Raw genomic sequence first — 26,358 nt, forward strand, 5'->3', positions numbered from 1 at the left:
CTGTCGCCGCACCTCCTGAAGGAGCCCATGCACCCGCACGGACCCGACTGGACCCCCGCGTCCCGCCCCCTCGATCCCAGCCGCCCCGACCCGGACGGTCAGCCCCGCGAACTCCGCCGCATCGTGCGCCTCTTCCGCCCGTACCGCGGCCGGCTCGCGCTGGTCGGCCTGCTCGTCGCCGCGTCCTCGCTGGTCTCGGTGGCCTCGCCGTTCCTGCTGCGCGAGATCCTCGACACCGCCATCCCCGAGGGCCGCACCGGACTGCTCAGCCTGCTCGCCCTCGGAATGATCGCCACCGCGGTCGTCACCAGCGTCTTCGGCGTGCTCCAGACCCTCATCTCCACCACCGTCGGCCAGCGCGTCATGCACGACCTGCGCACCGCCGTCTACGCCCAGCTGCAGCGGATGCCGCTGGCCTTCTTCACCCGGACCCGCACCGGCGAGGTGCAGTCCCGCATCGCCAACGACATCGGCGGCATGCAGGCCACGGTCACCTCCACCGCGACCTCGCTGGTCTCCAACCTGACCGCGGTGGTCGCCTCGGTCGTCGCCATGCTCGCGCTCGACTGGCGGCTCACCCTGGTCTCGCTGCTCCTGCTGCCCGTCTTCGTGTGGATCAGCCGCCGGGTCGGCCGCGAGCGCAAGAAGATCACCACCCAGCGCCAGAAGCAGATGGCCGCCATGGCCGCCACCGTCACCGAGTCCCTCTCGGTCAGCGGCATCCTGCTCGGCCGCACCATGGGCCGTGCCGACTCCCTCACCCGGTCCTTCGCGGAGGAGTCCGAGCGGCTGGTCTCCCTGGAGGTCCGCTCCAGCATGGCGGGCCGCTGGCGCATGTCCACCATCGGCATCGTGATGGCCGCCATGCCCGCCCTGATCTACTGGGCCGCCGGCATCGCCCTCCAGTCCGGCGCCCCCTCGCTCTCCGTGGGCACCCTGGTCGCCTTCGTCACCCTCCAGCAGGGCCTCTTCCGGCCCGCCGTGAGCCTGCTGTCCACCGGCGTGCAGATGCAGACCTCCCTCGCCCTGTTCGCGAGGATCTTCGAGTACCTCGACCTGCCGGTGGACATCACCGAACGGCCCGACCCCGTCCGCCTGGAGACCGTCAAGGGCGAGCTGCGCTTCGAGGACGTGGACTTCGCCTACGACCCCCAGCACGGCCCCACCCTCACCGGCCTGGACATCACCGTCCCCGCAGGCGGCTCCCTGGCCGTGGTCGGCCCCACCGGCTCCGGCAAGAGCACCCTCAGCTACCTCGTGCCGCGGCTGTACGACGTGACGGGCGGCCGGGTCACCCTCGACGGGGTGGACGTGCGCGACCTGGACTTCGACTCCCTCGCCCGCTCGGTGGGCGTGGTCTCCCAGGAGACGTACCTCTTCCACGCCTCCGTCGCCGACAACCTCCGATTCGCCAAGCCGGACGCCACCGACGAGGAGATCGAGGAGGCCGCGCGCGCCGCGCAGATCCACGACCACATCGCGGGACTGCCCGACGGGTACGACACCCTGGTCGGCGAGCGCGGATATCGCTTCTCCGGCGGCGAGAAGCAGCGCCTGGCCATCGCCCGCACCATCCTGCGCGACCCGCCGGTGCTGATCCTCGACGAGGCCACCAGCGCCCTCGACACCCGGACCGAGCACGCCGTCCAGACGGCGATCGACTCCCTCTCGCGCGGCCGCACCACCATCACCATCGCCCACCGGCTCTCCACGGTGCGCGACGCCGACCAGATCGTGGTCCTGGACTCCGGGCGCATCGTCGAGCGGGGCACCCACCGGGAGCTGCTGGCCGCCGACGGCCGGTACGCCGCCCTGGTCCGCCGGGATGCCGAGCTGGCGCCCGCAATGCCGGAAATGTAACGGTCGGCGGGTTAGCGTGCCCGCATGCGCCGCTCCCGCCCCGGCCGCTCCCGTCCCGGCCCCCTCGGCTCCCACGACCCCCTCGGCTCCCTTGGGCCCGCCGGGCCGTCCGGTTCCTCCTGGCGCGCCGCCGGCCCCGGCCGGCCGCCGCGCCGACGCTCCCGGCTGACCCGGCGCGGCCGGCTGCTGCTGTTCCTGGCCATGCTCGCCGGCACCGGCTTCCTGGTGCTCGTACCCCGGCTGACCGGCGGCGACGCGCCGCCCGAGCAGCCGCGCCGGCTGCTCGTCCCGGAGGGCTGGCGCGCCCCGCAGGTGTACGCCGCCGTGGACCGGGCCCTGGGCCTGGCGCCCGGCACCACCCGGGCCGCCGTCCCGCGCGCGGGGCTCGCCCTGCCACCCGAGGCCAAGGGCAACCCCGAGGGGTTCCTCTTCCCGGCGACCTACCCGGTCACCTCGAAGACGACGCCGGAGGGGCTCCTCCGGTACATGGTCGACACGGCCAACGCGCGGCTGGCGGGTGCCGGGATCGCCGGAGCGGGCCGGGCCCAGGGGATGACGCCGTACCAGGTCGCGACGCTGGCCAGCGTGATCGAGGCGGAGGCGGACGCCCCCGCCGACCGCCCCCGCGTGGCGCGGGTGATCCACAACCGGCTGGCCCGCTCGATGCCGCTCCAGATGGACTCCACGCTCAACTACGCGCTGGACCGGCACACCCTCGACGTCAGCCTGGCCGAGACCCGCCTGGACAGCCCCTTCAACACCTACCGCCGCCAGGGCCTCCCGCCCACCCCGATCGGCAACCCGGGCCTCGCAGCCCTGCGCGCGGCGGTGTCCCCGGCGGCCGGCGACTGGCTGTTCTCCGTCACCGTCCGCCCGGGCGACACTCGCTTCAGCGCCACGTACGAGGAACACCGGCAGCACGTGGCGGCCTTCAACGCGGAACGCCGCGCGGCGAAGGCCGGCACGGGCTGAGAGCCGTCGGCCCTGGTGCCTCTCCCCTGCGCCCTGGAGGCCCGAAGCCCCTTCAGGGACAGGCGCCCCGGGAGCTTGAGGTCCTCGCGGGCCGGGCCACCGCCGCCCCAGGCGGGGCTCGGCCCGGGCGTGGGACCGACACCCGGGCCCACGGACGGGGGCCGCGTGCCGCCGCGTGCCCCGCGTGCCGCCTGTGGCCCACCGCCCACCGCCCACCGCCCACCGCCCGGGCCCGTCCCGTCGGGCCGGAGGCCGGAGAAGGCGCGGCCGGGAACCAGGCCGCGCCGGGTCCGCGGCCGGCGCCGCCGCGGTCGCCGAACCCGCCGCACGTACGCACGCTCGCGCGCCGCACCGCGCCGCCCTGAGCCGGGGCACCGCGCCGGTGCCGGCGCCACGAGCCGGTGCCACGAGCGGGGCCGTGGCGCGGCCGGGGGTGGGCCGGGCGTGCCGCGGCTGGGGGGCGTACCGCGGCGCTGATCCGTGTCCCGTGCCGGAGGGCGGCTCAGGCCGGCACCGGGTGTTCCGCGCGGGCCAGCAGCCGGCGGATGTCGCGGACCGCCGTGGCGCCGGCGCGGTTGGCGCCGACGGTGCTCGCCGAAGGTCCGTAGCCGACCAGGTGCACCCGTTCGTCGCGGACCGCCCTGGTGCCCTCGACGCGGATGCCGCCGCCCGGCTCGCGCAGCCGCAGCGGGGCCAGGTGGTCGACGGCCGCGCGGAAGCCGGTGGCCCAGAGGATCACGTCCGCGTCCACGCGCGTGCCGTCGGCCCAGGCCGCCCCGGTCTCGGTGAGGCGCTCGAACATCGGCCGCCGGTCCAGTACCCCGGAGTCCCGCCCCCGCCGCACCGTCTCGTTCAGCGGCAGGCCGGTCACGCTGACCACCGACTGCGGGGGCAGCCCCTGCCGCACCCGCCGGTCCACCAGCGCGACCGCCGCGCGGCCCTCCGCCTCGCCGAACGGGCCCTCGCGGAACACCGGCGGCCGCCGGGTCACCCAGGTGGTCCCCGCCGCGACCTCCGCGATCTCCAGCAGGTGCTGCACGGCGGAGGTGCCCCCGCCGACCACGATCACGCGGGCGCCCGCGAAGGCCGCCGGGCCCGGATAGCCGGCGGTGTGCAGCATGCGGCCGCGGAACAGCTCCTGACCGGGGTAGCGCGGCCAGAACGGCCGGTCCCACGTGCCGGTGGCGTTGATCAGCGCCCGTGCCGAGAACACCCCGGCCGAGCTCTCCACCCGCAGCCGTCCGCCGTCGCCCTCCCGCACCGCCGACACGTCGACCGGCCGCAGCACACCGAGGCTGAAGGTCTCCTCGTACGCGGCGAAGTAGTCGCCGATCACCTCGGCGGAGGGCCGCTCCGGATCCGCCCCCTCCAGCTCCATGCCGGGCAGCGCGTGCATGCCGTGGACCTTCCCGTACGTGAGGGTGGGCCAGCGGAACTGCCAGGCGCCGCCGGGCCGGGGCGAATGGTCCAGGACGACGAAGTCCCGCCCGGGCTCCAGCCCGGCGCGGCGCAGGTGGTACGCGCCGGACAGCCCGGCCTGGCCGGCGCCGACGACCGCCACGTCCACCTCCCGGACCGCGCCCGGGCCGGTGCGTACGGGGTCTGCCGCAAAGTCGTTCACGGTTCTACTAACTGCGGGGTGCTCCCGGATCTTCCCTGCGCGGCCTGGCCCGTACGTGCATCCGCTCGCCCTGTTTGCCGAAGAGGCTCAACACCTCCACGGGCCGGCCGTCCGCGCTCCCGAACCAGTGGGGGAGCCGGGTGTCGAACTCGGCCGCCTCGCCCGCCCCCAGCACCAGGTCGTGCTCCGCGAGGACCAGCCGCAGCCGCCCGTCCAGCACGTACAGCCACTCGTACCCCTCGTGCGTGCGCAGGTCCGGCTCGCTGCCCCGGTCCGGGATCACCAACTTGTACGCCTGGAGGGGGCTCGCGCTGCGGGTCAGGGCCACGGCGGTGCCGCCGTGGGGCATCGTGCGCGGCGACATGCGCACCCGCGGGTCCCCGACCTCGGGCGCGCCGACAAGGTCGTCCAGCGGCACCTGGTAGGCCTGGGCGAGCGGCAGCAGGAGCTCCAGGCTCGGCCGGCGCTGCCCCGACTCCAACCGGGAGAGGGTGCTCTTCGAGATGCCGGTCGCCTCGGACAGCGCGGCCAGGGTCAGACCGTGCCGGTCGCGCAGGCGGCGCAGCCGCGGGGCGACCTCGTCGAGGACCGCCTGGTACGGCGCGGGCCGGTCGGGAGTGGGTTCGTCCATGCGGGCATTCCACTCTCTTGTCCCGGAAACGGCAACAAAAGTTTGCCGGTACCGGGCCCCGGGTGCACGCTCCGGAACATGAGCCCTCACACGGACCCCACCCCGACCCCCGGCACCCACGGACACGGCCACGGCAGCCACTCTCACGGCAGCCACTTCCACCGCGGCCGCCACTCCCACGACGACCGCACCACGGACCTCGACTGGGCCGACCCCGCCGACCACCTGGAGCAGAACGCCGAGGTCCATCTTCCCGTCCTGCGGGACGTCGCGGCCCGCCTCGGGGAACTCCTCGGCCCGGCCCACGAGGTCCGCCGCGTCCTCGACGTCGGCAGCGGGCCCGGCGTCATGACCTCCGTACTCGCCGAGGCCTTTCCGGCCGCGGAGGCGGTCGCCGTGGACCCCACCCCCGCCCTCCTCGACCGCACCCTCGCCCGCGCGGAGCGCCTCGGCCTGGGCGGGCGGATCGCCGTACGCCACGCCGAACTGCCCGACGGCCTGGGCACCGGCGCCGAGGAGCCCGGCGCGGGCGGCGTCGGCACGGCCGACCTGGTCTGGAGCAGCAAGGCCGTCCACCACGTCGGCGACCAGCAGCGCGCGCTGGACGCGCTGGCCGCCGTACTGCGCCCGGGCGGCCTGCTCGCCGTCGCGGAGGGCGGACTGCCGGTGCGCTTCCTCCCGCGTGACATCGGCACCGGCCGTCCCGGCCTCCAGGCCCGGCTCGACGCGGCCCAGGAGGACTGGTTCGAGGAGATGCGCGGCGAACTCCCCGGCAGCACGGCCCTGGTGGAGGACTGGCCCGCGATGCTGGCCCGGGCCGGACTCACCGAGACCGCCAGTTTCACCCTCCTCCTCGACCTCCCGGCCCCGCTGGCCGCACCGGCCCGCGCCTTCCTGCACGCACAGCTCACCCGGATCCGGGACACGCGGGGCGACTCGCTCGCCGCGGACGACCGCAAGACCCTCGATCTGCTGCTCGACCCGGAAGCCCCGGAAGGCCTCCTGAAGCGACCCGACGCCTTCCTCCTCTCGGCCGTCACGGTCCACACCGGCCGCCGCCCCGCGGCCTGACGCGACGCACGGGACCGGGGGCGCCGCGCCCCGGGCCCCGCCCGCCCCGGGAACGGCAGGCGGATGGACGAGGATGAAGCCATGTCACCCTTCACGACGCACGTCCTCCGGATCGCCACCGGCCGCGCCGAGACCGTCACCGACCTGACCGACGCCTGCGCCGATTTCCTGTCCGGCGCCGCCGCGGGCCGGGACGGCCTGCTGAACGTCTTCGTCCCGCACGCCACCGCCGGCATCGCGGTCATCGAGACCGGCGCGGGCAGCGACGACGACCTGCTCACCGCCCTCCACCACCTCCTCCCGGCCGACGACCGCTGGCAGCACCGGCACGGCTCACCCGGCCACGGCCGGGACCACGTCCTCCCGGCCCTCGTCCCGCCCCACGCCACCCTCCCGGTCGTCAACGGCCGTCTGGCCCTGGGCACCTGGCAGTCGGTCTGCCTGGTGGACACCAACAAGGACAACCCCGACCGCGAGGTCCGCCTGAGCTTCCTGGGCTGACCGGCCCGGCGTCCGGCGCCGGGCTTAGGCTCCTGCCGAGAACGGCCGACCTGCCGATCGTCACGCTGGAGAGGCATCCGCTCCCCGACCGGATCGACCGCCGCAGTGGCATCCCGCTCGACGCGGCGAGCCCCTGGCGCAGCTCGTGTCGCAGTGCGTCACGCGGTCGGCGCGAACGTCCCGCACTGCGGCGAGGGCGACCGGCCCGGGCGAGGGTCTGTCCCGGATGGTGGTCCCGGCGGAGGTGGCCGCCGGTTCGGGGCGAACTCGACGGCTGCCGCCACGCCGCCGACAAGGCCACCGCCATCCTGCTCGACCAGGGCAGGCCCGGCGTCTCGCTGGGACTCGACTCGGCGGTTCACACGATCAGCACGGCTCTGGGCAAGGCCGACCGCCGCCTCGCCGGGTGGCAGAGCGCCCTGGACGGACTGCCCGAGGGCGGGGCCGTCGAACTCGGTACGCCGACCAAGGCGTTCCTGGGCGCCCCGTCTCCACAGTCGAAGTCGACCGCCTCCTGAGTGCGGCGCACCGGCTCCACAAGGCGGGCGGCGGCGTCGGGCTCAACGGCCGCACGACGGACGTGGCGATCGAGATCGCCCGCGACGCGGACGGCTCGGTCGTCGTGCTCCTCGTGCTCCCCGCGTAGCCGCAGCCGCACCGGCCGCCCGGAAGCCCGCCGGCCGTGCTCCCCGCCGACGGGTGGTCACAGGCCCTGGGCGGCGGCTCGGTCGGCTGCCCGGGCGAGGGTGCGGAGGGGGATGCTCGGGGAGCCGAAGGCGTCGTTGAAGCGGGGGACCGACGGTACGTCCGCGTCGAAGGTGCGGCGGATGGTGTCCAGGAGGACGTCGGCTGCGGTGCCCTCCAGGCCGGCGTCGCCGCGGGCCTCGGCGCGGAGTGCGCCGAGGAGGCAGCGCGCGCCGTCCTCGTCGACGAGGCGGCCGCTGCACCAGCCGCCGGTGGCCAGCCGGTGGTGGGCGCGCTGGAGGAGCGCGGCGACGGGGGTCGCGTACGCGTCCTCCGGGGGGTGGGGCGACGGTGCGGGGGCGAGCGTGACCACGTCGGCCAGGTCGAGCGGCTCGGTGGGGAGGTGCGCCGTGTTGACCTCGTACGCCACCGCCGCCTCGGCCAGCCGGGCGGTCATCGTCGCGTCGGCCAGGGCCAGGCGGTCCTCCAGCGTCAGTCCCGATGCCCTGGTGGACCCGGACCCGGGCGCGGGAGGACGGGCCGTGCTGGTGGAGGCCGGTGGGTGCAGGGGCATCGTGGCTCCGGGCGGGGTGGAGGTGCGTGCCGCTCGTGGGGGTGGGGCGCGTGCGGTCTGCGGGGGCGGGGCGATGCCGGGCGACCCGCGGGTGGTGGCGGCATGGGTGGTTCGTATGAGGATCGGGTGATGTGGGGCGTTGTGCCCCCTCGGGGCGCGCCGCGGGCCGCGCGTTCACCCGTACGGCTCGTCGGACGGGCGGGCGGCGGGCCGGTGGACCAGCATCGGTCCCGGTGGATGCCGACCGAGCGGAGGAGCCGCCATGGCCTTGCACGAGACGAAGCGGGACGCGACCGCCGCGTTCGCCGACATCTACGCGACCCCGATCAGCCGGGCGACCCTGCCCAGGCTGAGCATGCCCGACGGCACCGCGGACCCACGGATCATCCGCGCCCTCATCGAGGACGAGCTCGCCCTGGACGGGAACGCGGCACAGAACCTGGCGACCTTCTGCACCACCTGGAGCGAGCCCGAGGTGCACGCGCTCATGGACGCGTGCCTCAACAAGAACATGATCGACAAGGACGAGTACCCGCAGACCGCGGAGATCGAGTCCCGCTGCGTGCACATCCTCGCCGACCTGTGGCACGCCCCCGAGGGCACCAGCACCATGGGCTGCTCCACCACCGGCTCCAGCGAGGCGGCCATGCTCGGCGGCCTCGCCCTGAAGTGGCGCTGGCGCGCCCGCCGCCAGGCCGAGGGCAAGCCGACGGACCGGCCGAACCTCGTGTGCGGGCCCGTCCAGGTGTGCTGGGAGAAGTTCGCCACCTACTTCGACGTGGAGCTGCGCCAGGTGCCGCTGGAGCCCGACGCCACCGGCCTGCAGCCGCACCAGCTGCGCGAGTACGTCGACGAGAACACCATCGGCGTGGTCGCGATCCTGGGCGTCACGTACACCTGCGACTACGAGCCGGTCGAGGCCATCGCCGCCGAACTCGACGCCATCCAGGCGGAGACCGGCCTGGACGTGCCGGTGCACGTCGACGCGGCCAGCGGCGGTTTCGTCGCGCCCTTCCTCCAGCCCGACCTGCCCTGGGACTTCCGGGTGCCCCGGGTCGTCTCGATCAACGCCTCGGGGCACAAGTACGGCATGGCACCGCTCGGCGTCGGCTGGATCGTCTGGCGCTCGGCCGAGCACCTGCCGGACGAGCTGGTCTTCAAGGTCAGCTACCTCGGCGGCGACATGCCGACCTTCGCCCTCAACTTCTCCCGCCCCGGCGGCTCGGTGATCGCCCAGTACTACGTCATGCTGCGCCTCGGCCGCGAGGGCTACCGGGCGGTGTACGAGGCGGCCGCGGCCAGCGCCCGCGCGCTCGGCGAGGCGGTGGCCGGCATGGGCCCCTTCCGGCTGCTGTACGACGGCCGGGGCGGCCTGCCGGCGGTGTCGTGGACGCTGGCCGACGCGAACGCGCCGTTCACCCTGTACCAGCTCAGCGACCAGCTGCGGCTGCGCGGCTGGCAGGTCCCCTCGTACCCGCTGCCGCCCGCCCGTGACGAGACGGTGATCCAGCGCGTCCTGATCCGGCACGGCATCAGCCGCGACAAGGTGGCCCTGCTCGCGGCGGACCTGGGCGCCGCGGTGGACCGGCTCACCGCGGCCGCGGGCGGCCTCCCGCCGGCGCAGCCGAGCTTCCACCACTGAGGCACCGGTCCCGCCCGGGTCGTCGCACGGCGACGGCGCGGGCCGGACCGTCGGTGTGCCGCGTGGCGCCCGGCCGTGTGCCGCCTGCCTCCCGTCAGCGCGCCGAGGCCGCCAGCCGCAGCCCGAAGGCGATCAGCACCACGCCCGTGAGGCGGTCCAGCGCGCGCCGGACCGCGGGGCGGGACAGCTGGGCCCGGGCGCGGGACAGCAGCAGCACGTACCCGCCGAGCCAGGCCACCGTGAGCCCGGCGTGCAGCGTCACGAGCAGCGCCATCCCGGCGGACGGCGGCAGGCCTGCGGGGGCCAGCGCGGGCAGCAGCCCCGTGTAGAACACCGCGATCTTCGGGTTCAGGAGGTTGCCCACCAGCCCGGTACGCCAGGGATTGCCCCGCACCGCCGGGGCGACGGGGTCCGGGCCGGTGCCCGCGGACCGGCCGCCGCGTCGCAGCGCCCCGATGCCGAGCACCACCAGGTACGCCGCGCCCAGCACCCGTACCACCAGCGCGGCGCCCGCCGAGGCGGCCAGCAGCGCCGCGAGGCCCGCCACCGTGAGCGCGCCCCACACCAGCAGCCCGGCCGCGACGCCGCCCACGGTGCGCAGCGCGTCGCCGGGACCCGAGCCGACGGCCTGCCGGGTGACCAGTGCCAGGTCGGGCCCCGGCACCACGGTCAGGAGGGCCAGCACCCCGGCCGCCACCGGCAGTTGCCCGCCCATCACCCCGCCTCCCCGCACGCGAGCGCGCCGGAGGCGCACATCGCGCGGTCGGACGGCAGTGCGCAGAGGGGGCCGGGCGGTGCCGCGAGGGGGCCGGTCTCGGTCATGAGCCCAGGCTGGGGCATGCCCGCTCGTCCGGTCCAGCGCATTGCCCGGGCGTGCGGGGCGGTCAGCAGGGCGGCAGGGGCGACAGGGCCGGCAGGGCGTACCCGGTGGGGTCGGCGAACAGCGGATGCAGCAGCACCGTCGCGGACGCCACGGCCAGCACGTCAGGACCCGCGTGCGGGGTGACGATGCGCTCCGGGTCCTCGCACACCCGGGAGTGGGCCAGCGCCTGCCCCCGGACCTCTTCCAGGTACTCCGGATCGGCCAGGCAGGCCTGCTCGGTGACCACGGCCAGGTCCGGGTTGACCACGTCGATCAGCAGCGCCAGGGCGCGCCCCACCGCCCGGGCCCGCTCGCGCAGCAGCTCCCGGGCCCCCGCGTCGCCGTCGGTCGCGGCGGCCGTCAGTGCCGCCGCGTCCGGCCGGGGCAGGATGCCGCGGCGCACCGCCTCCGCCGCCACGGCCGTGTCCGACGCGGTGGCGCCCAGGCAGCCGGTACGCCCGCACGCACACGGGGTACGCGACCCGGGTACCGGCAGGTGGGCCACGTCGCCGGCACCCGCGCCCGGACCCTGGTGGATCACGCCGGCGATGCCGAAGGCGGCGTCCACCACGTTGCCGACGAACAGGTGCACCAGGCTGCGCCGGGCCTCCGGGCGGCCGAAGAGGATCTCCGACTGGGCCACCGCCCGGGCGTGGTTGTCCAGCCGCACCGGCAGCTCCAGCCGGCCGGCCAGCTCGGCGGCGAGCGGGCGGTCGTACCAGCCGAGCGCGTCGTGGCGGACCACCACCCCCTCGGCGGGCCGCACCCAGCGCCCGATCGCGGCGCCCGCCCCCAGGACCGGCCGGCCGCCCGCGGACCCGGCCAGCAGCTCCCGCAGGGCGGCGGCCGCCATGGCCGGGACCTCGTCCGTGCCGAGGCCGTCGTGCCGGAGGGTGTGCCGGGCGAGCACCCGCCCCCGCAGGTCGACCACGCCCAATGTGGAGCCTGGCACCCCGATGTGCAGGGCGCCGGCCACCGGCCCCGAGGTGTCGCCGGTGTGCAGGTCCAGCGGCACCTGGGGGCGGCCGGCCCCGGCCGGGGCGGCCAGGCCCGGGAGTTCGCGCAGCAGGCCCAGCCTGAGCAGTTCGGTGGACTGCCGGGAGACCGCCGCGGGGCTCAGCCCCGAGAGGCGGGCGATGGCGCCGCGGGCGACCGGGCCGCCGTCGAGCACGGTGCGCAGCACGGCCGCGGTGTTGGCCTCGCGGCGCCCGTCGCCGGCCCTGCGCGGCCCCCGTCCGGTTCCGGTGAGTGTCACGGATTTCCTCCCGTCATGTTGCGCGCCGTTGCGGCGGCGTGAAATCCCGGACGGCCCCGAGGCGTTCGGGCACCGGCGGCACGGGCGTCGGAAATCGGCCGCCCGCGGGGTCGAAAGCGCAGGTCGGAGCGGGTTGGCCGGATTCCGCCCGACCGGCGGGTACGGGGCGTCGCGCGGCCTCCCGCCGCCCCGGGAAGGCCCTTGACCGCCCTCCGCGCCGCTGCCACGCTCCCGGCCAAGGCCACACCGGTTCCGGCCACTTCCCCCTCCTCCGTCCGCACGGGCGAAGTCAACCACCCATTCCTTCCGCTGCGAAAAGAAATCAGAAGGAGCGTCCCCATGACCGCTGTCACGACCTCGGACACCACCACCGTCACCCGGATCGGCGGCCGCATCGGCGCCCTGATCGAGGGCGTCAAGCTCGGCGGCGACCTCGACGAGGGAACCGTCGCCGCGATCCGCGCCGCCCTCCTCGACCACAAGGTCGTCTTCTTCCGGGGACAGGACCACCTCGACGAGGAGGGGCACGAGGCCTTCGCCCGCCTCCTGGGCACGCCGGTCGCGCACCCCACCGTCCCCTCCGCCGACGGGCGTTACTCCCTCGGCATCGAGTCCCGTTACGGCGGCCGCGCCAACCAGTGGCACACCGACGTCACCTTCGTCCCCGCCTACCCGGCCTTCTCCATCCTGCGCGCCGTCACGATCCCGCCGTACGGCGGCGACACCCTCTGGGCCAACACCGCCACCGCCTACGCCCACCTGCCCGCCCCGCTGCGCACCCTCGCCGAGGGCCTGCGCGCCGTGCACACCAACGCCTACGACTACGCCGCGCTGGACCCGGAGGCCGCCCCCGAACTGCTGCGCCAGTTCCGCGAGGTGTTCAGCTCCACCACGTACCGGACCGAGCACCCGGTCGTCCGCGTGCACCCCGAGACCGGCGAACGCACTCTGCTGCTCGGCAACTTCGTGGACCGCATCGACGGCCTCACCGCCAGGGACTCCCGCGCGCTGCTCGACGTCTTCCAGGCCCACATCGAGCGCCCGGAGAACACCGTCCGGTGGTCGTGGCAGGAGGGCGACGTCGCGATCTGGGACAACCGCGCCACCCAGCACTACGGCGTCGACGACTCCGGATCCCACGAGCGCACCCTGCGCCGCGTGACCATCGACGGCGACGTGCCGGTCGGCGCCGACGGCGAGCCCTCCAGGCTCCTGGAGCCCGAGACCGTGCCCGCCCCGGCCTTCGGAGTGGCCTCCGGCGGCTCCACCGCGGGCGACGCCGCCCCGGCCGCCTGACCCACGGCGCGGGCCCGCCCGAGCCGGGGCGGGCGCCGCACCACCGGCGCCCGCCCGGGCACCGGCCGGGCCCCGGGCCCGCCGCCTCCCCGCGCCCGGTACCCGCCCGGGCCCGGCACCCGCCCCGGGCCCACTGCCTCCCGCGCCCGACACCCCGCCCGACGCCGGCCCGTACCAGAGGAGCCCCCGTGTCCCAGCTGCTCGCCCTGTCCGCCAGCCCGTCGGCCGCCTCGCGCACCGCGCTGGTCGCCGACCACGTCGTCGACCGCCTCTCGCTCGGTGGGTTCCCGGCCGCCCACCTGCCCCTGCGCCACCTGCCGGCGGACGAGCTCCTCGCGGCCCGCACCGACGGCGAGGCGATCAAGCGGGCGGTGGAGGCGGTGGCCGCCGCCGACGGCCTGATCGTCGCCACCCCGGTCTACAAGGCCTCGTACTCCGGCCTCCTCAAGGTCTTCCTCGACCTGCTCCCGCAGGACGCCCTGCAGGGCAAGACCGTCCTGCCCCTGGTGACCGGCGGCTCCCTCGCCCACGTCCTGGCCATCGACTACGCCCTGCGGCCGGTGCTCTCCGCGCTCGGCGCCCGCCACGTCGTAGCCGGCCGCTTCCTGCTCGACTCGCACATCGAGCGCCTGCCCGGCGGGGTCCGACTGCGGCCGGAGGCCGCGGTGGGCCTCGGCCAGGCCGTCGACGACTTCGTCGAGGCCCTCCCGTCCCGGCCCGCACTCGCCGGCGCGGCGCTCTGACCCCTGCACCCGCCACCCGCAGCCCTCCACACCGCACAGCCCTCCACACCGCACAGCCCGCCACACCCCGCCAGCCACTCCTCCCCGAAGGACCACGCACATGCATCTCGCCACGGCCCCGAACCGGCGCCAGTTCCTCGCCCTCCTCGGCATCTCGGCGGTCGCGGTCGGCTGCGGCCGGGCCGAGGCGGGCGGCGCCGGCGGCAAGGGCGGCCAGACCCGCACCCTGCGCTACCAGGGCGCCGCAGGCGCCGTCACGCTCCCCGAACTCGCCGAGGACCTGGGCTACCTGGGCGACGTCAAGCTCGAATGGGTCGGCAACACGATCAGCGGCCCCCAGGACATCCAGTCCGCCGCGACCGGCCAGACCGACTTCGGTGGCGCCTTCAACGGCGCCGTGGTCAAGCTCGCCGCCCAGGGCGCCCCCGTCAAGGCCGTGATCAGCTACTACGGATCCGACCAGTACGCGTACAACGGGTTCTACGTGCGGGAGGACAGCCCCATCCGCACCCCGCGCGACCTGATCGGCAAGAAGGTCGGCATGAACACCCTCGGCGCCCACGCCGAGGCGATGCTGGAGATCTACCTGGAGCGCAACGGCCTGAGCCGCGCCGAGATCGACAAGGTCGAGGCCCTGGTGGTGCCGCCGGTCAACACCGAGCAGTCGCTGCGGCAGAGGCAGATCCAGGTCGGCGTGCTCGGCGGCATCCTCCGCGACAAGGCCCTGGCCACGGGCGGCATCCGGCCGCTGTTCACGGACTTCCAGCTGCTCGGGGCGTTCAGCGCGGGCACGTACGTGATGACCGACCGGTTCCTGAAGGCCAACCCCGACACCGCCCGCACCTTCGTCACCGGCGTCGCCAAGGCCATCGAGTGGACCCGCACCACCCCGCGCGAGCAGGTCGTGGCCCGGATGACGGAGATCGTCCGCAAGCGCGGCCGCAACGAGGACCCGGCCGCCCTGAAGTTCTGGCGCTCCTTCGGCGTGGCCGAGACCGGCGGCCGCATCGACGACAAGGCCTTCCAGCTGTGGATCGACTGGCTCGGCAAGCGCGGTGACGTCCCCAAGGGCAAGTTCACCGCCCGCGACCTCTACACCAACGACTACAACGCCTACGGCAAGGCGGGCTGACCCATGACCTCCTCCGCAACCCCGAAGATCGTCTTCGAACGGGTCACCAAGACCTTCCCCGTGAAGGGCGGCGGCCCCGAGTTCACCGCCCTCGACGGCATCGACCTCTCCATCGCACCCGGCGAGTTCACGGTGGTCGTCGGCCCCAGCGGCTGCGGCAAGTCCACCCTCCTCGACCTCCTCGGCGGACTCACCCGGCCCTCAGCCGGCCGGGTGCTGCTCGACGGCAACCCCGTCACGGGCCCCGGCCTCGACCGCGGCATCGTCTTCCAGCAGTACGCGCTGCTGCCCTGGCGCACCGCGCTCGGCAACGTGTCCTTCGGCCTGGAGGCCACCGGCGTACCCCGCCGCGAACGTGCCGAACGCGCCCGCGCCCACCTGGAACTCGTGGGCCTCTCCGGCTTCGAGGACCGGCACCCGCACGAGCTCTCCGGCGGCATGCGCCAGCGCGTCGCGATCGCCCGCAGCCTCGCCTACGACCCCGACGTGCTGCTGATGGACGAGCCGTTCGCCGCGCTCGACGCACAGACCCGCGAATCGCTCCAGGACGAGCTGCTGCGCATCTGGGAGCGCACCGGCAAGACCATCGTGTTCATCACCCACAGCATCGACGAGGCCGTCCACCTCGGCCAGCGGGTCGCCGTCCTCACCTCCCGGCCCGGCCGGGTCAAGGAGGTCGTCCCGGTCGCCTTCGGCTCCCGCGACACCACCGAGGACGTGCGCTCCAGCCCGGAGTTCGCCGCCCACCGCCGGCGGATCTGGGAGCTGCTCCACGACGAGGTCGCCCGCGCCCAGCAGCTGGAGAAGGAGGCAGTGGCCGCATGAGCCAGACCCTGAACCCCGCGAAGACCACCGACGGGACGGCAGCGGCCGCGGAACCGGAAGCGGCTCCGGCCGCCACGGCCGGAGCCGTGCCCGAGGCCCTGCCCCGGCCCGACGCGTCTCCGCCGCACCGCCGTCCGTCCCCCACCCGCCGCGTCCTCACCACCCTGCGGAACGCCGCCCTGAAATCGGCCGCGGTCCTCGCGCTGCTCCTGCTCTGGGAGACCGCCCCGCGCCTGGGCCTGGTCGACCGGACCTTCCTGCCGCCCTTCAGCGAGGTCGCCCAGGCCTGGTGGGGGCTGGCCGCCGACGGACAGCTCGCCGAGAACACCCGCGCCAGCCTGGTCCGCTCGCTGGCCGGCTTCGGCATCGCCGTCGGGGTCGCCGTACCCCTCGGCCTGCTCATCGGCTGGTACCGGCCGGTCGCCGACCTGCTCAACCCGCTGCTGGAAGTGTTCCGCAACACGGCCGCGCTCGCCCTGCTGCCCGTCTTCGTCCTGCTCCTGGGCATCGGCGAGACCTCGAAGATCTCCATCGTCGTCTACGCCTGCACCTGGCCCGTGCTGCTGAACACCATCAGCGCCGTGCGCACCGCGGACCCGACCCTGGTCAAGCTGGCCCGGTCGATGGACCTGCCCACCCACCAGCTGTTCGCCAAGGTGATCCTGCCCTCCTCCGTGCCGGCCGTGTTCACCGGCGTACGGCTGGCCGGGGCGGTGTCCATCCTGGTGCTGGTCGCCGCCGAGATGATCGGTGCCAAGGCCGGCCTCGGCTACCTGGTCAACGCCTCGCAGTTCAACTTCGCCATCCCGCAGATGTACGCCGGGATCATCACCATCTCCGCCATCGGTCTGGGCTTCAACCAGGTCCTCGTCACCATCGAGCGCCGCCTGACCGCGTGGCGCGTCCCGCTCACCGCCTGAACCCGCGCACCGGGCCCGCGTACCGCCGTGCCCGCGCACCTCCACTCCACTCCACCCACCGACCGAGGACGGCCGGCATGCCCCGACAGCTCCACCTCAACGCCTTCCTGATGAACGCGGGACACCACGACGCCGCCTGGCGCCACCCGCGCACCCAGCCCGAACGCATCACCGACCTGCGCTACTTCCAGGAACTCGCCCGCACGGCCGAACGCGGCCTGCTCGACTCGGTCTTCCTGGCCGACGGGGTAGCCCTGTGGGGCAAGGTCCGCCACAACGCGCTCGGCGGCTTCGAGCCCCTGACCCTGCTCTCCGCCCTGGCCGCCGTCACCGAGCACGTCGGCCTGATCGCCACGGTCTCCACCACCTTCAACGAGCCGTACCACACGGCCCGCAAGTTCGCCTCGCTCGACCACCTCAGCGGCGGCCGGGCCGGCTGGAACATCGTCACCTCCGGTTCCGTCGACGAGGCCCGCAACTTCAACCGCGAGGAGCACCTCGACCACGCCCTCCGCTACGCCAGGGCCCGCGAGTTCGTCGACGTGACCACGAAGCTGTGGGACAGCTGGGAGGACGACGCGATCCTCGTCGACCGGGAGCGCGGCGTGTACGCCGACACCGACAAGGTCCGCGCCATCGGGCACAAGGGCGAGCACTTCTCCGTCCAGGGGGCCCTGAACGTGCCCCGCCCGCCCCAGGGCCACCCGCTGCTCGTGCAGGCCGGCTCCTCCGAGGACGGCAAGGAGTTCGCCGCCCAGTACGCGGAGGCCGTCTTCACCGCCCAGCAGACCCTGGCCGACGCCCAGGCCTTCGCCAAGGACCTCAGGGCCCGGCTGCCCCGGTACGGCAGGACCGACGACCAGCTGCTGATCCTCCCCGGCATCGCCCCGGTCATCGGCTCCACGGAGGCCGAGGCGCGCGCCCTGGAGCAGGAGCTCACCGACCTCCAGGTGCCCGAGTACGGGCTGGCCCAGCTGTCCGGGATGCTGGGCACCGACCTCACCGGCCTGCCGCTGGACGGCCCCCTCCCCGAACTTCCGGAGGAGAAGGACATCAACGGCAACAAGAGCCGCTTCACCCTGGTCGCCGAACTGGCCCGGCGCGACGGGCTCACCCTGCGCGAGCTGATCGCGCGGCTCGGCGGCGGCCGGGGGCACCGCGTGGTCGCGGGCACCCCCGAGCGCATCGCCGACGAGATCGAGGAGTGGTTCCGGGCGGGCGCGGCCGACGGCTTCAACATCATGCCGCCCTACCTGCCCGGGGGCCTGGAGGTCTTCGTGGACGAGGTGGTGCCCCTGCTCCAGGCCCGTGGGCTGTTCCGTACGGAGTACACCGGCCGGACGCTGCGGGACCACTACGGGCTGGCCCGCCCCGCCAACCGGCTGGCGGTCACTTCGCCAGCTTCCCCTGCGGCGTGACCGCGAACCAGGTGCCGCCGACGCCCTGGCCGTTGACCTGGCCGGGCGCGGTGTCCCCGGTGAACCAGTACAGCGGCCAGCAGTCGATGGCCAGCTGCTTGGCGCCGTCGGAGCGGGTGTAGACGGACAGCAGCTTGGGGTCCACGCCCTTGACGTCGTTGACGTCGACGGGCTTGGCGGGCTTCCACTTCTCCAGGCAGGCGCCCTGGCAGTTGGACTTCATGGGCCAGGCGGTGTCCTTGGTGAAGCGGTAGAGCGTACGGCCCTTGCCGTCCCGCAGGATGGCCCCGAGGCCCTGGTCCTCGACCGTGGAGAGGGCGGGCAGCGCGGCGGCACCCCCGGCCCCCGCGCCGCCCTGTCCGGCGCCGGCCTGGCCGGCCTTCTTGCCCTCGGGGGTGACGGCGAACCAGGTGCCGCCGACGCCCTGCCCGTTGGTCTGGCCCGGCGCGGTGTCCTTGGCGAAGCGGTACACCGGCCAGCCGCCGATGGTCAGCTGCTTCGTGCCGTCCGCCCGGTCCACGGAGCCCACGGCCGCCTTCGGGACCGCCCCCGGCAGGGTGGTGCCGGCGGGCACCGGGGGCCAGGCGGTGGCGCAGGCGCCCGCGCAGTTGGAGCGGGAGGGGGAGGCGGTGTCCTTGTCGAAGCGGTACAGGGTGAATCCGGCCGAGTCGGCCACCAGGGTGCCGAGCTTGGCGTCCTGGCGGACGGCGAGCGGGCCGGAGGCCGTACCGGCCCCCGCCCCGTCGCCGCCGCCCGCGGAGCCGTAGCCCCCGTCGCCGTACCCGCCGTCCCCGTACCCGCCGGCGGCGCCGGCCGCCTTCGCCGGCGCCTGGGCACCGGCTCCCACGGGCGTGGTCCGCTCGGTGCCGCAGGCCGTCGCGCCGCCGATCAGCAGCGCCGAGGCGGCCACGGCCAGGGTGAGCTTGCGCCGGTTCGTCATGAGAACTCCCGTGATCCTGTGGTTCGTTGTGTTCTGGTCACTCATCAACCACACGCCGGCCCCCGGGAGGGGGTTCAACGGATCACGGGATTTTCTGACCGCCGCACCGGAAAGCGCACCGGAGGCACCCGGGCGGGGTCACAGCGGCACGGTCACGAACCGCTTCCCCGCCTCGTTCTCCACGGCCACCGCCACCACGTCCGCCGGGTCCGTCGCGGCCGAGCCGTCGAGCATCACGCCCTTGCCCTCGCCGTGGGCGGCCGTACCGACCACCCAGCCGCCCGCCGAGGTCCGCGTACCGTCGCGCGCCACGACCACGATCCGGCACCGCTCGCCCGGCGGCACCCCGGTGACGGCCGCGTTGACCCGCACCCATTTCACGGCCGGCACGACCCGTACGGTCATCCGTGCCCCGGTACCGGGATCGGTGGCCGTGGCCAGCCGCGTCCCCGCGGGCGGCACCGGCGCGGTCGCCGTGGGAGCGGTCGGGGGCACGGCGACGTCCCGGGCCCCGTCGGAGGCCTGCGTGCCCAGCCAGAACACCGCCGCCAGGGAGGCCGCGGCGGCCACCCCGGTCAGCGCCCACCGCGTCCGCCGGGCCCGCGCCACCTCTCCCCGCACCTGCCGCAGGGTCCGCTGGAGCAACAGGTCCCCGTCCGGGGGCGGCCCCTCCAGGAACGCCTCGGGCGGCACCTCGCCGAGAGCCTCCTCCAGTTCCCGGAACGCCGCGACCTCCGCCGCGCAGTCCGTGCAGGAGGCCAGGTGCTCCTCGACCGCGCCGGCCTCCGCGTCGTCCAGCACGCCGAGGACGTACGGGCCGAGCTGTTCGTTCACGTGCCCGTCCTGGTACTGCTGCCGGTTCATGCCACCACCTCCTGGAGTCCGGCGGGCCGACGGGTTGGCCTGCTGGGTGTGTGCTCTGCCGTGAACGCCTCGCGCAGGGCGCGCAGGGCGTAGTGCGAACGGGACTTGACGGTGCCCGCCGGGATGCCGAGCGAGTCGGCGGCCTCCGCGACGCTGCGCTGCCGGTAGTACAACTCCTGGAGCACCGCGCGGTGTTCCGGTGACAGGTGGTCCATCGCCGCCAGCACCGCCATCGTGTCGACCACCGAGTCGGCGTGGTCGTCCTCGACCGGGTGCGTGGACGGGGAGCCCGACACCTCCCGGGGCCGCACGTTCCGCGCCCGGGTCCGGTCGATGACGATGTTCCGGGTCACGGTGAGCAGCCAGCCGCGGACCGATCCCTTCCCGTTGACCATGGCCTCGGCGTGCCGCCAGGCCCGGATGAAGGTCTCCTGCACCACGTCCTCGGCGGCGGCCCGGTCGTTCGTCAGGCGCGTCGCGTACGCCAGCAGCGCGTTGCCGTGCTCCTCGTACAGAGACCTGATCAGCGCCTCGTCGGTGGATCCCCGCCGCGCGCGGGGCCGCAGTGGTCCGGCCATCTCACCTTCTCCCTCGCTTGGTTACGTGCGGAACACGCGCGGGGAGCGCCTCCGGTTCACCGGGCTCCGGAGGAATCCCGGGAGCCGCGGCAGCTGCGGCCGGAGTTGATGCAGTCCACCACCCGGTCCATCGCCGCCGGGCCCATCACGTTCACGAACATGGCGTGGTCGGTCCGCGGGCTGTGCCGCTGCTCGGGGAAGGAGTCCAGGGCGAGGGGCGTCCCCGGCGGGACGGGCTCGTACACGAGCGACAGCCGCAGGGCGGGCACCGGGAAGGTGCCCGGCGCGCACGCCCCGTTGCCCGCGGGGAAGGTGAGGTGGGCCCGGTGGTCGGGGGCCGCCGTGTCCAGCCCGTTCCAGCAGCTGGGGAAGACCAGGGTGCGGGTGATCCGGTCGCCGTCGGGGCAGCGGGGGTACCGGACCGTGGCCAGGCCGGGCAGGCCGGCGCAGCCCCAGGCGGCGCGTACCCGGGAGGCGTCGGCGGCGGTGTGGGCCACCGCGTCGCCGGTGATCGCGCGCAGGAACCGCGGCATCGCCACCACCCGGCTCACCGGGTTGCCGCGGAACTCCACGGTCACCGCCGCCTCGCGCAGGATCCGGCCCGCGTTGCCGTGGTGGCCGGAGGCCCGCTCGTACGCCATCCGGCCCGGCCGGTCCGTACGCCGCAGCACCGGCCAGTAGTACGTGGAGCGGTCTCCGTCCCGGCAACTGGTCGCGGCCGCCGCCAGGGACGCGTCGGTGGACGCGGCGGTGGTGGACAGGTTGCCCACGTAGGCGTGGGTGTGGTGCGCGCCGGCCCGCACGCCCGGCGAGACGACCAGGTTGTCCTCGTTGTAGTGCCGCTCCGCGTTGCGCCCGCAGTCGACCACCACCCGGCCCGTCGACGCGTCCGGACCCAGCGCCACCGGCGCGTCGAGCGGCACGGCGGGCACCTCCCCCCGCCCGCCCCCGGGCGGTCCGGCCGCGCTCAGGCCCCCGCCCAGGACCAGGCACGCCAGCACCGCCGTGAGCGTGCGTTCGATCCCCATGGCGGTCACCGTCCCCGCTGCCGGCCCGGCGCGTCAACCACGGCCGGCCGATGCGGCTCGGATCCGGCCGGTGAGCAGCGGGAACCCGCCATCCGGCGCTTGCCGGAGGCAGGTACGCCCGCCGCCCGCCCGCCGGCCCGCGGACCGGCAGGTGCCCCGGGTGGACCACCCGGATGGCGGCACGGCGCCCGCCGGGTTCCGCTGGGAGGATGCGCGAACGTGAGCAGCAGTCGCCCCCGCCCTGGTGGACCGACCTCCCGCCGGCCGCGGGAGCCTTCGTCATGGCCACCGGCATCATCTCCGTCGGCCTGCACCTCACCGGCTACGAGCCGCTCTCGCTGGTCGCCTTCGCCCTCGCGGGCCTGGCCTGGGTGCTGCTGGCCGGCGAGTTCGTCTCCCGGCTGTTCGAGGACCGGCGCCGCTGGCGCTCCGAGGCGGACACCCCGCCCGCGCTCACGGCCGTCGCCGCCACCGCCGTCCTCGGGGTGCGCGCAAGCCTGTACGACTGGCCGGGCCTCGCGTACGGGCTGCTGGCCCTGGCCGCCCTGGTCTGGCCCTTCCTCCTCGTCTCCGTGATCAGGCACTGGCACCGCGGCATGCCCGGCGCCGCGTTCCTCACCTGCGTCGCCACCCAGGCCCTCGCCGTGCTCGCCGGCACCCTCTCGCTCGCCGGGCACGGGGCATGGCTCGCCCGGGCCGCCCTCGCCTTCTTCCTCCTCGGCCTGGTCCTCTACGGCGAGGCGCTGGCCCGCTTCGACTTCCGGCAGGTCCGCGAGGGCCTCGGCGACCAGTGGGTGGCCGGCGGCGCGCTCGCCATCTCGGCGCTCGCGGGCTCGAAGCTGACCGCCTCGCCCGTCTGGACCGGCACCGCACACGACGTGCTGCGCACCGCCACCCTCGTCCTGGTCGGACTCGACCTCGCCTGGTACGTGGTGCTGCTGTTCGCCGAGGCCCGCTGGCCGCGCCCCGCCTACGACATCCGCCGCTGGTCCACCGTCTTCCCCCTCGGGATGACCTCGGTGGCCTGCCTGTCCACCGCGGCGGCCACCGGGGTGGACTGGCTGGAGAGCACCGGCCGGGTGCTGCTGTGGATCGCCCTCGGCTTCTGGGTGGTGACCGCGGGCGGGCTGGTGCTCTCCGTGCGCCGCCGCAATCAGAGCCAGGGGATCTCCTCGGCCGCGTAGCGGTAGGCACGGAAGACGGCGTTCTGGGCGCCCCGTGAGGACTCCAGGCCCACGCCCTGCCCGAAGGCGCCGAACTCGGGGACCACGAACTCCCACACCACGTCCCCGTCGGGCGTCACCTCGAAGAGCCGGCCGAAGGAGCCCTCCGCGACGAAGGTGTTGCCGTTCGCCAGCCGCTGCGCACTGGACATGTAGGGGCTGTAGAAGTTCTGCGGCGGGTTGTCCTCGTACGCCCAGACCTCCGCCCCGCTGACCGGGTCGAGCTCCAGCACGCGGGAGTACGGGACCGAGGTGGTGTCGCGGTACGTGCCGTTGTCGAAGACGAGCACGTTCCCGCCGGGCAGTTCGTGCGGGTAGTGCTGCTGGGCGAGGACGTCCGGGCCGATGCGCCAGCGCACGGAGCCGTCGGCGCGGTCGACGGCCACCGTCGTGGAGGCGCTCCGGAAGCCGACGACCACTCCGCCGTCGTCGAGTTCGTTGACGGTGTTGGCCATGGGCCAGTGCTCGCGGGCGAAGTGCGGGTTGAGGGGGGTCTCCTCGGGGTCCAGGTGCTCGATCGCCGCCCAGCGCCAGACGACCTCGCCGTCCCAGGTCAGCTCGTACACCACGTCGCCCCAGATCCGCCCGTCCGGAGCCGCGGAGCCCGGGATGCCGCCGCGGATGCGGGCGGCGTCGGCGGGGGAGAGGGGCTCGACGGCGAGGACCAGCAGGTTGCCGTTGCGCAGCACCGAGGCGTCGTGGTGGTGGTACGGGTGGCGGACCTCGCGCAGCACCGTGCCGTCGGGCGCCACCTCCTGGAGGATGCCGCCGTGGTAGACGTCCCAGATCGGGAAGAGGCTCGGGCCCGAGGGGTCCTTGCCCTGGTAGAAGAGGTTGCCGTTCGGCAGCAGCCGGCCGTGGCGGCCGGGCGGGTGGGGCAGCCGCCAGGTGTGGGCGGTGCGGCCCTCGATGTCGACCAGGTGCACCTCCCCGGGGCCGGCGATGGGCGTGTAGAGGGTGTACCCGCCGAAGCTGCGGGCGGGGTCGTGCGCGCGCAGGCCGAGGCCGCGGCGGCGGAGGGTGTTCTGGTCGACGGTCACGGGTGTGGCTCCTTCAGGGAACTGGTCGGGTGGATGGGGCGGGGGCTCAGGGGAGGGTGACGGCGGCCGGTTCGGCGGCCCTCAGCGGTGCCGGGTCCAGGACCTTCCGCAGTGCGGCCTCGTCGGCGGACCCGGGCAGCCCCTGGGCGGACTTGGCCCAGACGCCCTCCTCGTGCAGCTGCCGCAGCAGCACGGGCGAGAGCGAGGCCCGGTAGGCGTAGCGTGGCTGGAAGGCGGCGGCGTAGGCCGGCTGCAACGCCCCCTTGGACTGGGCGAGTACGGCGTTCCGCGCGCCCGCCGGGTCCGCGGTCAGCTCCCCCTGTGCCCGCAGCAGGGCGCGCAGCAGGGCGGTGGTCCGGCCGGCCTCGGCGCCGGGGCCGGACACCAGGAGCGTGCGGGCGGTGTAGCCGGTGAAGCGCAGCTCGGCGTGGCGGTCGCCGAGGGCGGTGCGCGTGGCGTCGTAGAAGCTCGGGAAGGTGACCCCGGCGTCGACGTCCCCGCGGGCCAGGGCGGCGGGCACCTGGTTCGGGGCGAGGTTCACGAGCGTGACGTCGGCCGCCGTGAGCCGTCCCGCGGTGAGCATGCGGGAGAGCGCGTACTCGACGTTGGTGCCGCGCGGTACGCCGATCCGCTTGCCGCGCAGCCGGTCGAAGCCGGTGACGCCCCGGTCGGTACGGGTGAGCAGCCGCCAGTCGGTGAACGTGGACAGCTCGGCCACGACGCGGACGTCCCGGCCGCCGAGGGCCGCGGTGACGGCGGGCAGGTCGCCGACCACGCCGTACGCGGCCTGTCCGCCCAGTACGGCGTTCAGCGCGTCCCGCCCGGTCGGGAGGGTCCGTACGTCGGCCCGCAGCCCCTCGGCGGCCCAGTGGCCGCGCTCCTGGGCGACGTACACGGGAGCACCGCCGAGGTGGTCACTGGCCGCCACGGTCACGGCGGGACCCCCGGAACCGCCGGAGCCGGCGTCGGAGCAGGCGGCGGTGAGGGGAGCGAGCAGGACGGCGGTCAGCAGCCCGACGAGGGCGCGGGGTCTGAACACGGGGAGCTCCTTGGGGAGTAGGGGAATGCGGGGGAAGGCGGAAGGGACGGAACCGGAGCCCCGGGCAAACGGCCGGGCCGGCCGGGAGGGACGGACGGAGACGGACGATCGCGGGCGGACGGCAGGCAGGTGGGCGGTCAGGCGCCCAGTTGCGCTGCCACGCGGGCGCGGAGTCCGGCGTCCGGGCCGCCCGGCGGCACCTCGTGGTCGGCCAGGACGCGACCGGGGGAGCCGCCGAGCACCAGCACCCGCCGGGCCAGGGCGAGGGCTTCGTCGAGGTCGTGCGTGACGAACAGCACCGTGGTGCCGGCCCGCCGCCAGAGGTCCGCCAGCAGACCCTGCATCCGGCCCCGGGTCAGCGGGTCCAGCGCACCGAACGGCTCGTCCATCAGCAGCACTTCGGGCTCGGCGGCGAGCGCCCGGGCCAGCGCGACCCGCTGTTGCATGCCGCCGGACAGCTCGCCCGGCCGCTTCTCCGCGCCCTCGGCCAGCCCGACCTCGGCCAGCGCGTCGAGGGCCCGCCGCCGCCGCTCGGAGCGGGGCAGCCCGAGACGCTTGAGGGCGAACTCGACGTTGCCCCGGGCGCTCAGCCACGGGAACAGCGCGTACTGCTGGAAGACCACGCCCCGGTCCGGTCCGGGCCCGGTGACGGGTGCCCCGCCGACGGTGATCCCGCCCGCGGTGGGCCGTACGAACCCCGCCACCGCGTTCAGCAGCGTGGACTTCCCGCAGCCGCTGGGCCCGAGCAGGGCGGTGAACGACCCCGCGGCGAACTCGGCGTCCACCTCCGCCACCACCGGCGCCCCGCGCCCGCCCCGGCCGAAGCCGACGGACACGCCCTCCAGCCGGACCCCGAGGCTCACGACGCCTCCCAGCGGACGATCCGGCGGCCGGCCGCCGCGAGGACCAGGTCCACCGCGACGCCCACCAGACCGAGGACCAGCAGACCGGCGAACACCCGGTCCACCCGCAGGAACTGGCCGTCCACCTGCAGCCGGTACGCCAGCCCGCTCTCGGCCCCGCCCAGTTCGGCCGCCACCAGCGCGAGCAGCGCCACCGACGCCCCGTACCGCAGCGCGGCCAGCAGCGAGGGCGCCGCCGCGGGCAGCAGCACCTCGGCGAACCGGCGGTGCAGCGGCGCCCCGAGCGAGCGTGCCGCCCGCAGGTGGCTGACCGGCACGCGCGAGACGCCGTCGTGCACGTACAGCCAGACCGCCAGCAGCACGGCGTACGCGATCAGCAGCCGCTTCGCGTCCTCGCCGATGCCGAACCACGCGGTGGCCAGCGGCACGAGGGCGATCGCGGGGATCGGGCGGAGGAAGGACACCAGCGGCGTGACGAGGGCCGAGAGCCGCGGCAGGTACCCGGTGGCGAAGCCGAGCACGCTGCCCGCGGCGGCACCGAGTGCGAAGCCCTGGCCGGCTCGCGCCAGGCTCGCGGACAGGTCCTCGGCCAGGGTGCCGCCGCGGGCGGACTCGGCCAGTGCGCGGAACGTTTCGGCGGGGCCGGGCAGCAGCCCCGGCGCCACGGCCCCGGACCAGGCCAGGGCCGACCACAGGGCCAGGACGGCCGCGGCTGCCCCCAGCGGGGGCAGCGCGCGGCGGAGATCGGGGACGGACACGGGTGGCACTCCTCATCG

At 75.2% G+C, this 26,358-nt stretch carries 25 protein-coding genes and 1 pseudogene; 13 read left to right on the forward strand and 13 right to left on the reverse strand.

The genetic code is table 11. The features are described 5' to 3' along the window. Positions 1-27 precede the first annotated feature (27 nt). Together ACIF6F_RS19625 and mltG are read left to right on the forward strand one after the other, a co-directional pair. Complete coding sequence (locus tag ACIF6F_RS19625) at positions 28-1,860, forward strand: ABC transporter ATP-binding protein (RefSeq protein ID WP_399948363.1); 1,833 nt, start codon at positions 28-30, stop codon at positions 1,858-1,860. A 24-nt stretch (positions 1,861-1,884) separates the two neighbouring features. Next, positions 1,885-2,832 (forward strand): endolytic transglycosylase MltG, encoded by a 948-nt coding sequence (gene mltG, locus ACIF6F_RS19630; protein WP_399948110.1) that lies wholly within the window; start codon positions 1,885-1,887, stop codon positions 2,830-2,832. Positions 2,833-3,334: 502 nt separating this feature from the next. Here mltG and ACIF6F_RS19635 read toward each other — a convergent pair. After that, entirely contained in the window at positions 3,335-4,399 is a 1,065-nt protein-coding gene (locus ACIF6F_RS19635) for an NAD(P)-binding domain-containing protein (RefSeq protein WP_399948365.1), read from the reverse strand. Between the two features lie 61 nt (positions 4,400-4,460). Then, the gene (locus ACIF6F_RS19640; RefSeq protein ID WP_399948112.1) at positions 4,461-5,084 is read right to left on the reverse strand and encodes a helix-turn-helix domain-containing protein; all 624 of its coding nucleotides are present in this window, start codon (positions 5,082-5,084) and stop codon (positions 4,461-4,463) included. Between the two features lie 78 nt (positions 5,085-5,162). On the opposite strand from ACIF6F_RS19640, the gene ACIF6F_RS19645 reads away from it, so the two are divergent. From ACIF6F_RS19645 to ACIF6F_RS19655, 3 genes and pseudogenes are all read left to right on the forward strand, one after another. After that, a complete protein-coding gene (locus ACIF6F_RS19645; RefSeq protein WP_399948115.1) occupies positions 5,163-6,155 on the forward strand; it encodes a class I SAM-dependent methyltransferase in 993 nt (330 codons plus the stop codon). A gap of 81 nt (positions 6,156-6,236) precedes the next feature. Next, complete coding sequence (locus ACIF6F_RS19650) at positions 6,237-6,656, forward strand: secondary thiamine-phosphate synthase enzyme YjbQ (protein ID WP_399948117.1); 420 nt, start codon at positions 6,237-6,239, stop codon at positions 6,654-6,656. Next, positions 6,653-7,302 (forward strand): annotated as a pseudogene (locus ACIF6F_RS19655) (hypothetical protein). The gene ACIF6F_RS19650 and the pseudogene ACIF6F_RS19655 overlap by 4 nt, the downstream one beginning before the upstream one ends. A gap of 57 nt (positions 7,303-7,359) precedes the next feature. Here the strand turns inward: ACIF6F_RS19655 and ACIF6F_RS19660 are convergent. After that, positions 7,360-7,914, reverse strand: coding sequence for a hypothetical protein (locus ACIF6F_RS19660; protein ID WP_399948119.1), 555 nt, complete (start codon positions 7,912-7,914; stop codon positions 7,360-7,362). Between the two features lie 262 nt (positions 7,915-8,176). Here ACIF6F_RS19660 and ACIF6F_RS19665 point away from each other — a divergent pair, with 262 nt between their 5' ends. Further along, positions 8,177-9,556 carry a glutamate decarboxylase gene (locus ACIF6F_RS19665; protein ID WP_399948121.1) on the forward strand — a complete coding sequence of 460 codons (1,380 nt, stop codon included), beginning with the start codon at positions 8,177-8,179 and terminating at the stop codon, positions 9,554-9,556. A gap of 94 nt (positions 9,557-9,650) precedes the next feature. Here ACIF6F_RS19665 and ACIF6F_RS19670 read toward each other — a convergent pair whose 3' ends face one another. Continuing rightward, positions 9,651-10,271, reverse strand: a complete 621-nt coding sequence (locus ACIF6F_RS19670) for a LysE family translocator (RefSeq protein WP_399948123.1) — start codon at positions 10,269-10,271, stop codon at positions 9,651-9,653. A 169-nt stretch (positions 10,272-10,440) separates the two neighbouring features. Continuing rightward, positions 10,441-11,673 (reverse strand): ROK family protein, encoded by a 1,233-nt coding sequence (locus tag ACIF6F_RS19675; RefSeq protein ID WP_399948125.1) that lies wholly within the window; start codon positions 11,671-11,673, stop codon positions 10,441-10,443. Between the two features lie 339 nt (positions 11,674-12,012). Here ACIF6F_RS19675 and ACIF6F_RS19680 point away from each other — a divergent pair, with 339 nt between their 5' ends. From ACIF6F_RS19680 to ACIF6F_RS19705, 6 genes are all read left to right on the forward strand, one after another. Further along, positions 12,013-12,969, forward strand: a complete 957-nt coding sequence (locus tag ACIF6F_RS19680) for a TauD/TfdA dioxygenase family protein (protein WP_399948127.1) — start codon at positions 12,013-12,015, stop codon at positions 12,967-12,969. 188 nt (positions 12,970-13,157) lie between these two features. Further along, a complete protein-coding gene (ssuE, locus tag ACIF6F_RS19685) occupies positions 13,158-13,712 on the forward strand; it encodes an NADPH-dependent FMN reductase (protein WP_399948129.1) in 555 nt (184 codons plus the stop codon). Between the two features lie 100 nt (positions 13,713-13,812). Continuing rightward, entirely contained in the window at positions 13,813-14,844 is a 1,032-nt protein-coding gene (locus tag ACIF6F_RS19690) for an ABC transporter substrate-binding protein (protein WP_399948131.1), read from the forward strand. Positions 14,845-14,847: 3 nt separating this feature from the next. Beyond that, entirely contained in the window at positions 14,848-15,669 is an 822-nt protein-coding gene (locus ACIF6F_RS19695; protein WP_399948133.1) for an ABC transporter ATP-binding protein, read from the forward strand. Beyond that, positions 15,666-16,589 (forward strand): ABC transporter permease, encoded by a 924-nt coding sequence (locus ACIF6F_RS19700; protein WP_399948135.1) that lies wholly within the window; start codon positions 15,666-15,668, stop codon positions 16,587-16,589. The genes ACIF6F_RS19695 and ACIF6F_RS19700 overlap by 4 nt, the downstream gene beginning before the upstream one ends. Before the next feature lie 77 nt (positions 16,590-16,666). Continuing rightward, complete coding sequence (locus ACIF6F_RS19705) at positions 16,667-18,007, forward strand: LLM class flavin-dependent oxidoreductase (protein ID WP_399948137.1); 1,341 nt, start codon at positions 16,667-16,669, stop codon at positions 18,005-18,007. On the opposite strand, the gene ACIF6F_RS19710 is transcribed toward ACIF6F_RS19705, so the two are convergent. The 4 genes from ACIF6F_RS19710 to ACIF6F_RS19725 all read right to left on the reverse strand — a co-directional run bounded on the left by ACIF6F_RS19710 (position 17,979) and on the right by ACIF6F_RS19725 (position 21,417). Further along, a complete protein-coding gene (locus tag ACIF6F_RS19710; RefSeq protein ID WP_399948139.1) occupies positions 17,979-18,947 on the reverse strand; it encodes an SCO0930 family lipoprotein in 969 nt (322 codons plus the stop codon). The two genes, ACIF6F_RS19705 and ACIF6F_RS19710, sit on opposite strands and share 29 nt — an antisense overlap. A 138-nt stretch (positions 18,948-19,085) precedes the next feature. Further along, positions 19,086-19,811 (reverse strand): anti-sigma factor family protein, encoded by a 726-nt coding sequence (locus ACIF6F_RS19715; protein ID WP_399948141.1) that lies wholly within the window; start codon positions 19,809-19,811, stop codon positions 19,086-19,088. Beyond that, a complete protein-coding gene (locus tag ACIF6F_RS19720) occupies positions 19,808-20,389 on the reverse strand; it encodes a sigma-70 family RNA polymerase sigma factor (RefSeq protein ID WP_399948143.1) in 582 nt (193 codons plus the stop codon). The genes ACIF6F_RS19715 and ACIF6F_RS19720 overlap by 4 nt, the downstream gene beginning before the upstream one ends. 56 nt (positions 20,390-20,445) lie before the next feature. Then, the gene (locus tag ACIF6F_RS19725; protein WP_399948145.1) at positions 20,446-21,417 is read right to left on the reverse strand and encodes a DUF1996 domain-containing protein; all 972 of its coding nucleotides are present in this window, start codon (positions 21,415-21,417) and stop codon (positions 20,446-20,448) included. Positions 21,418-21,626: 209 nt separating this feature from the next. Between ACIF6F_RS19725 and ACIF6F_RS19730 the strand changes: the two genes are divergently transcribed. Further along, complete coding sequence (locus tag ACIF6F_RS19730) at positions 21,627-22,601, forward strand: tellurite resistance/C4-dicarboxylate transporter family protein (protein ID WP_399948147.1); 975 nt, start codon at positions 21,627-21,629, stop codon at positions 22,599-22,601. Here ACIF6F_RS19730 and ACIF6F_RS19735 read toward each other — a convergent pair. The 4 genes from ACIF6F_RS19735 to ACIF6F_RS19750 form a co-directional block, all read right to left on the reverse strand. Then, a complete protein-coding gene (locus ACIF6F_RS19735) occupies positions 22,571-23,680 on the reverse strand; it encodes an aryl-sulfate sulfotransferase (protein ID WP_399948149.1) in 1,110 nt (369 codons plus the stop codon). The genes ACIF6F_RS19730 and ACIF6F_RS19735 overlap by 31 nt on opposite strands. A 46-nt stretch (positions 23,681-23,726) precedes the next feature. After that, positions 23,727-24,719 (reverse strand): ABC transporter substrate-binding protein, encoded by a 993-nt coding sequence (locus ACIF6F_RS19740; RefSeq protein WP_399948151.1) that lies wholly within the window; start codon positions 24,717-24,719, stop codon positions 23,727-23,729. A gap of 137 nt (positions 24,720-24,856) precedes the next feature. Continuing rightward, complete coding sequence (locus tag ACIF6F_RS19745; protein WP_399948153.1) at positions 24,857-25,582, reverse strand: ABC transporter ATP-binding protein; 726 nt, start codon at positions 25,580-25,582, stop codon at positions 24,857-24,859. Next, positions 25,579-26,340, reverse strand: coding sequence for an ABC transporter permease (locus tag ACIF6F_RS19750; RefSeq protein WP_399948155.1), 762 nt, complete (start codon positions 26,338-26,340; stop codon positions 25,579-25,581). The genes ACIF6F_RS19745 and ACIF6F_RS19750 overlap by 4 nt, the downstream gene beginning before the upstream one ends. Positions 26,341-26,358: the final 18 nt, after the last annotated feature.

The organism is Streptomyces sp. NPDC086023, assembly GCF_044540325.1.
Lineage (GTDB): Bacteria > Actinomycetota > Actinomycetes > Streptomycetales > Streptomycetaceae > Streptomyces.